This is a genomic window from Chryseobacterium sp. DZ-32 (assembly GCF_059587025.1).
In genome coordinates this window covers 1-5,960 of record NZ_JCAIOM010000037.1, presented here as the reverse complement: position 1 = coordinate 5,960, position 5,960 = coordinate 1, and the positions used below count along the sequence as shown (strand labels likewise).

At 34.9% G+C, this 5,960-nt stretch carries 5 protein-coding genes; 2 read left to right on the top strand and 3 right to left on the bottom strand.

All coding sequences use genetic code 11. The features are described 5' to 3' along the window. Positions 1 to 107 precede the first annotated feature (107 nt). Together AC59HC_RS22905 and AC59HC_RS22900 are read right to left on the bottom strand one after the other, a co-directional pair. Positions 108 to 245 (bottom strand): hypothetical protein, encoded by a 138-nt coding sequence (locus tag AC59HC_RS22905; RefSeq protein WP_496559445.1) that lies wholly within the window; start codon positions 243 to 245, stop codon positions 108 to 110. 124 nt (positions 246 to 369) lie between these two features. Beyond that, entirely contained in the window at positions 370 to 513 is a 144-nt protein-coding gene (locus AC59HC_RS22900; protein ID WP_142718506.1) for a DUF2750 domain-containing protein, read from the bottom strand. A 98-nt stretch (positions 514 to 611) separates the two neighbouring features. Between AC59HC_RS22900 and AC59HC_RS22895 the strand changes: the two genes are divergently transcribed. Next, positions 612 to 1,856: a chloride channel protein gene (locus AC59HC_RS22895; RefSeq protein WP_496559444.1), complete on the top strand. Its 1,245-nt coding sequence runs from the start codon at positions 612 to 614 to the stop codon at positions 1,854 to 1,856. A gap of 285 nt (positions 1,857 to 2,141) precedes the next feature. Here AC59HC_RS22895 and AC59HC_RS22890 read toward each other — a convergent pair whose 3' ends face one another. Further along, complete coding sequence (locus AC59HC_RS22890; RefSeq protein WP_496559443.1) at positions 2,142 to 2,510, bottom strand: hypothetical protein; 369 nt, start codon at positions 2,508 to 2,510, stop codon at positions 2,142 to 2,144. A 1,221-nt stretch (positions 2,511 to 3,731) separates the two neighbouring features. Between AC59HC_RS22890 and AC59HC_RS22885 the strand changes: the two genes are divergently transcribed. Beyond that, entirely contained in the window at positions 3,732 to 5,009 is a 1,278-nt protein-coding gene (locus tag AC59HC_RS22885; protein ID WP_496559442.1) for an FISUMP domain-containing protein, read from the top strand. Positions 5,010 to 5,960 lie beyond the last annotated feature (951 nt).

Genomic DNA, 5,960 nt, shown 5'->3' with positions numbered 1-5,960 from the left:
TGATGATTTTTTGTTGTGTTGTCATAATACTTAATCTGTTTTAAAGTTATTTAATTTGATTATAACTGTCAGATTAAATATTGACTAATTCACCTATAAGTATTATTTTAATATCTATAAGACCATTTCACAATTTCCCACCCATTAACCTTACAAAATTCTGCGTATTCCTGCGCGCTCCATAATGGGAAAATTCTTTCTTCCAGCTCTAAAGCAATAACACTTTCAATCTCTTCTTGATTCATTATTAGTACTGTTCTAATTCTTCTTGCAAATCTGTGTATAGGCCACTAGATGAAATTATCGTTCCTTTAGCATTTGGTGTAAGAAAAACATTTACTAATGTTTTATCATTAGTTATACCTGGTATCATTTTTCAATAAAGTTTTCTAGTTGTATTACTTCAGGTTTATAATTTTTCCATTGATCAACTGCACAAAGTACAGCAAATTCTTTTTCTGGCCATACAGGAAATATTTGATTATCATCATGATCTCCTAGTACTCCCGCCAGTCAATCTCTGCGATATTTCCGTTGTATTTACCAATAACATAATAGGATTTATCTTTTATAACACCTAAATTTGTTTAAAATTTGATTTCAAAAAAGGTATGAAAAGAAAGCAAGTACAAAGACATCACTATTTCAGGTTAATTTTAGTTTCGATTTTTATCGGTATCCTTACTTCTTTCCTGGCATATTCATTAAAGTTGATTACTGAGCATTTTCAGAAACTAATCTTTACTTTTGCCGAAAAACAGTATGTTATTCTCTTTATTTTTCTTCCGACTATTGGGATTACGGCAATTTATTTTTTAAGAAAATACCTTTTCCGCAACAGAAGAAATAAGGGAATTACCGAAATTTACAAAACTGTTGACTATAGAAAAGATCATTTGCCCCTTTTTAAAATTCCGTCACATTATATCAATGGCTTTCTAACAGTCATATTCGGCGGTTCCACAGGAATTGAGGTTTCTACCGTTGTGGCAACTGCAACCATAGGAAATGCAGTGTACAAAAAACAATTTTCCGCCAATGTTTACAAGTTAGAGCTCATCTGTGCCGGCGTGGTGGCAGGTGTGGCTGTTTTGTTCGGAAGTCCTCTTGCTGGCTGGCTTTTTGCAATGGAAGTTATTGCCCGGAAATTTAACAAAACGCTTTTTATCAGCTGTACGGCATCGGCACTTGTTACCTGGATTTTCATGATATTTCTAAAAAGTGAGCCATTGCTTCCCATCAACATTACTGAATGGAAATGGGTGGCTGTTCCGTTCTTTGTAATTTTAAGCTTATTGGGTGGGATTTTATCCGTTTATTTTACCGTTTTGGTGATTAAAATTAAAACTTTCTTCTCAGGGATTAACAACAATTTTTTGAGGGTAAATCTCGGTGCTTTAATCGTGGGAAGTATCATATTTTGTTTTCCGTTTCTGTATGGAGACAGCTATCATTCGCTTTCAGAAATCCTGAATCATCCTCAAAGTTATTCACTGTATATTCTTTTGTTTTTGATATTTCTAAAGCCTTTGGCATCTGCGCTTACGCTGGGAGCAGGAGGAGATGGTGGCGTTTTTGCGCCCAGTATTGTTGCTGGTGCTTTTCTGGGATTTGCATTTTCCTATTCTTGTAATACTTGGTTCGGAACCTCTTTAATTTATCTTAATTTCGTTTTGGTGGGAGCGGCAGCTACATTGTCAGCTTCTATTTATGCACCCTTTACGGCACTTTTCTTGGTATGTAATCTGGTTCCGAATGGTTTCGAATTGTTTTTCCCGATTTTGATAGGATGCCTGATTTCCAAAACTTTTGCTAAAAAGCTTTACCCATACAACGTTTATAATTATCCGTCGTAGAAATTGATGTAAAATAAAAAACAGAATTATAGTTTAATAATGTAAGGTAATTTCAATACAATACAATCAATTAACGGATTACTATGGTCAATTTTTCAAGATTCTACACTCATTGCATCATTAACAATTAAAAGAGAGGTTAATTTCATCATAATTTTTTATATGTTTTTTTAGTACGTTAATCAAACTTATTGCTTTCATTGAAAATTGGCTTCTTTTGATTCTTATTAGTATAAAATTCTTCAAGTGATATTATCGATTTTCTGCTGTAGATAAGCTATTCAACTATTGCATATTTTTATAGGATTCTTTCAAATCAAAATAACAGTTTTCACAAATCAGTGTTATCCCCGCGCATTTTTCAGACTCCTCATTCCAACCATCAGATTCAACTCTGACTTTTTCAAATTCACTCACCATACCTGTATCTTCATCTTCTTCCAGTTCCATCTCCTTATACGTATCAAATACTCCTTCAAAGCCTTTGGGAATTTCAAGATCAAATGCTCGCAGACAAAATGCAGGTTGTGAATAGCCATGATTTTCACAATCAACTTTCTTTTGCTTGAACATTTTTACTTCTGATGATTGTTCATCAGGAATGTTGATGACTAAAAGGTATTTCTCTAAATCATCAGTATTGACTTTATACACGCCAATACCTTTTAGAAAATCAAAACAAATGGAAGATAATTCCCACCCATCATACTCATCACTTGGGAAAGTTCCTTTATAAAGTTTTTCATAATTATTTCAACACCGAATTCTTTTACTACCAGAAGTTCATTTCTATTCTTTTTAATAGAATGGCCATTACACCAGCTCCAAATCCAGGTTTTTGATTAAAAAAAATAGGTCCTATATAGGTATGTATTCAAATTCACAGTCATCAAACCAATTTGCATATGAATCAATTTTATAAATTTCCTAGAACTCATCTTGGACGTTAACTAGTTTATCTAATCTTTGTTTACTATACTCTTCGTAATTCATTTTCTAATATTGTAATAATTGGCTTAAACCAGAAACATTAATAATTTCTTACTTTAAACTTTCTTTTATCCATTTCGTTGATTTCAAAAATCGCTTTGATACATCGTCGCTCCATTCTGCATAGTCAACCTCATAGGTCCTACAATTCTCATTTTGCATAATTACCTGTTCAACTTGCAAAAGCCTTTTATTTTCAATAATTTGCTGATACTTCTTGAAATTTCCTGTTCCAGGCAGGAGTAGGATTAGCACTTCTAGCTGAATCGAAAAAATTAATCAGCTGAACTTTAATTTCAAAGTCTTTCCAATTATCTTCTGATATCTCCAAATTCAAAATATCGTAATAATCTTATAGCAGCCTTGTTTATTGGAAGATCATCTCCCAAAATTTTGAAAAAGATTACCATACATTATCCGGTCTTTCTTTTTTGTTTTTATCATAATCATAATAACTGGTAAACACGCAGAATATAGGTTTTAAAACAGCTTTCTGTTAATTTCAGTAAATAACTCCTCATATTGTTTTATCTGATGACGATTTAGTGTTAGTTGAAAAACTATAGTAAAATAGCGAAAATACTACAGATTAACAGCCGTAAAGAAAACAACAATATCCTAGATTTGTAATAACTCTTTAAAGTACAATAGCTTTAGGCTGTGAATACAATTATAAGTAATAGCATTCTAATAGCTTTGAAAAAAAGATGAAGAATAGGTAAACGTTACCCAGGATTTGTTAGAGATAAATTATTCATAATAATCAATCAAAGTCAAAATCCCGGTATATGTATTATTGCGAAGGATAAGTTGACCTGAAAAAATAAACCGGCACACTTCATCCGAAGCTGAATTATTTTTCAAATTAATTAAAATATTTATCACATGAGAAAAATGTATTTATTACCCACGATTTTCCTTGGAGTATTATCTTACGGACAAGTAGGGATCAATAGCCTGACTCCCAAATCGACCCTGGATGTAACGAGTAAAACAACGGATGGTAGTGCTTCCGAAGGACTTATTATTCCCCGTGTTACTGGTAACTCACTTCATGCCGCTGAAGCTGCGGGAGTGTATGCTGATGATCAGCATGCTACATTAGTCTTTGTAACGGCAGCACCTGATCCTGCCAACCGTACCGGCCAGGTGGAAGGGATGGATGACGCTGGTTTTTATTATTTTAATGCGGGTAGTAACCGCTGGGTAAAAATGGTATCCAGTGGTACCAATACTGCTGCGTTAACCCAGATGTTGTGTTCAGCTTCCATTGATATTGGAGTTCTGGAAGCAGGGGAACCTGCTGCTGGTATTAATACCTCCATTCCTTATAACGGAGGTAACGGAGGTATTTACTCCTCTGTAAGTGTGTCTTCTACCGGGGTAACCGGTCTTACAGCCACACTTCCTTCCGGTACATTGAATAATGGCAGCGGTACATTCACCTTTAATATTACGGGAACTCCTTCTGCTGCGGGTACTGCCGTGTTCACTATCAGTATAGCCGGCGAGACTTGCGGTTTTACTCGTACTGTGGGGGCGGGAGGATCTTTTCCTGATGTAGTTCCTGTTATTATTAATGGAGAAACTCGTCAGATGATGACTCATAACTTAGGAGCGGATACTTCTCTGGATCCTAACATTCCTAATCAGGGAATTATGGGGAGTTATTATCAATGGGGTAAACTGAATCCTGTCGCTACAGCTTCAACAGGTAGCGGTAATATTTCAGGATGGAGCACAGCTGCTGCGGCTAATAAAGCCTGGAATTCCGGTACCGAGGCTGCTCCTGTAAAGACGGATAATGACCCATGCCCCGACGGATTCAGAGTACCTACTCGAAACGAGTGGACAAGCTTTAACAGCAACTCTACAACAAGTATCATTGGAACACCATGGGCGACAACTAATACAGGTGGAGCAACTAAGTATAATGCAGCAAGAATATTTGTGAACAACGGGAGTACCTTAACCTTTCCTGCCGCAGGGAACCGGAACCGCAGTACGGGGGAATTGTTCAACCGTGCCTACCGCGGCTTCTATTGGAGTAGTACGGAGAATAGTACCTACGCCTACAACCTCAACTTCAGTAGCAGTACAATTACCCCTGCGAACGACGGCAACCGTACGGACGGATTTTCTGTACGTTGTATTTCAGAATAGATCCTATTCATTTAATTCATTAGTCTATTAAGCGGAATTTATTTGACCATTTAGGCGAAATTTAACATTTGTCAATATAATGTAAATTTGTTTTATAGCTTTTAAAATGTTATCAAAGCAATAAGTATTAATACAGTATTAAAATAAGTTTTTGAGTTTGGTTTAAATCAGTGCGGCAGAGTAATTTGCCGCACTTTTGAAAAAAATAAAACTAATCATGAACATCAAACAAAAACTAGTACATGAATAACAATACCATACACTGTTACAGACAGTGCATATTCTGAACTGCATACGAGCAAAGGGCTTATCGGATTGGATTAAGGAAAAGTATAAGGACAGTTCAAAATATCTGAAAACTTTTGCAAGTATTAGTTTTCCGGATAGTGTTGTTTTGCATAAAATTATTGCTCTGTTTGAAACTGAAGACCATATGATAGAATAAATGGATTTTCATCTGAAAATACAACTTCAAGAAGGTATTTCAACCGAGGGACTTAGACAATGGAAAGAAAAGGTGGCAAATCCAGATCCTAAAAAATAAAATTGTGTCATTTAGTTTAGAAACAAAGACACTCATTGATGCTTTTGAATTTATCCGGGAAAAACAGTCAGATCTTATTGTAAGCTAAATTGATATGCCTTGATAAAATAATGCTTTTATCAAGTGCTAAAGAAAAGGTTGAAATCTTAAGATTACTTATAAGTTTGATTAATAATTTAAAAACAGTTTCCCTGAAAGAATTCGTTGTATTATCGGACAAAACCGAAACAATCAGTAGGCAGATCAATGCCTGGCATCTTCAACAAATAAAAAGGAAACATACTAAATAAATATTTATAGGTGAGAGTCATAGTATCATTATCTACACTAATGTGTAATAGCCACGACTTTATCTGACAGTTAGGGGTTAAAAATAATTGTCAGTTATCCAATATTATCCTTACTTC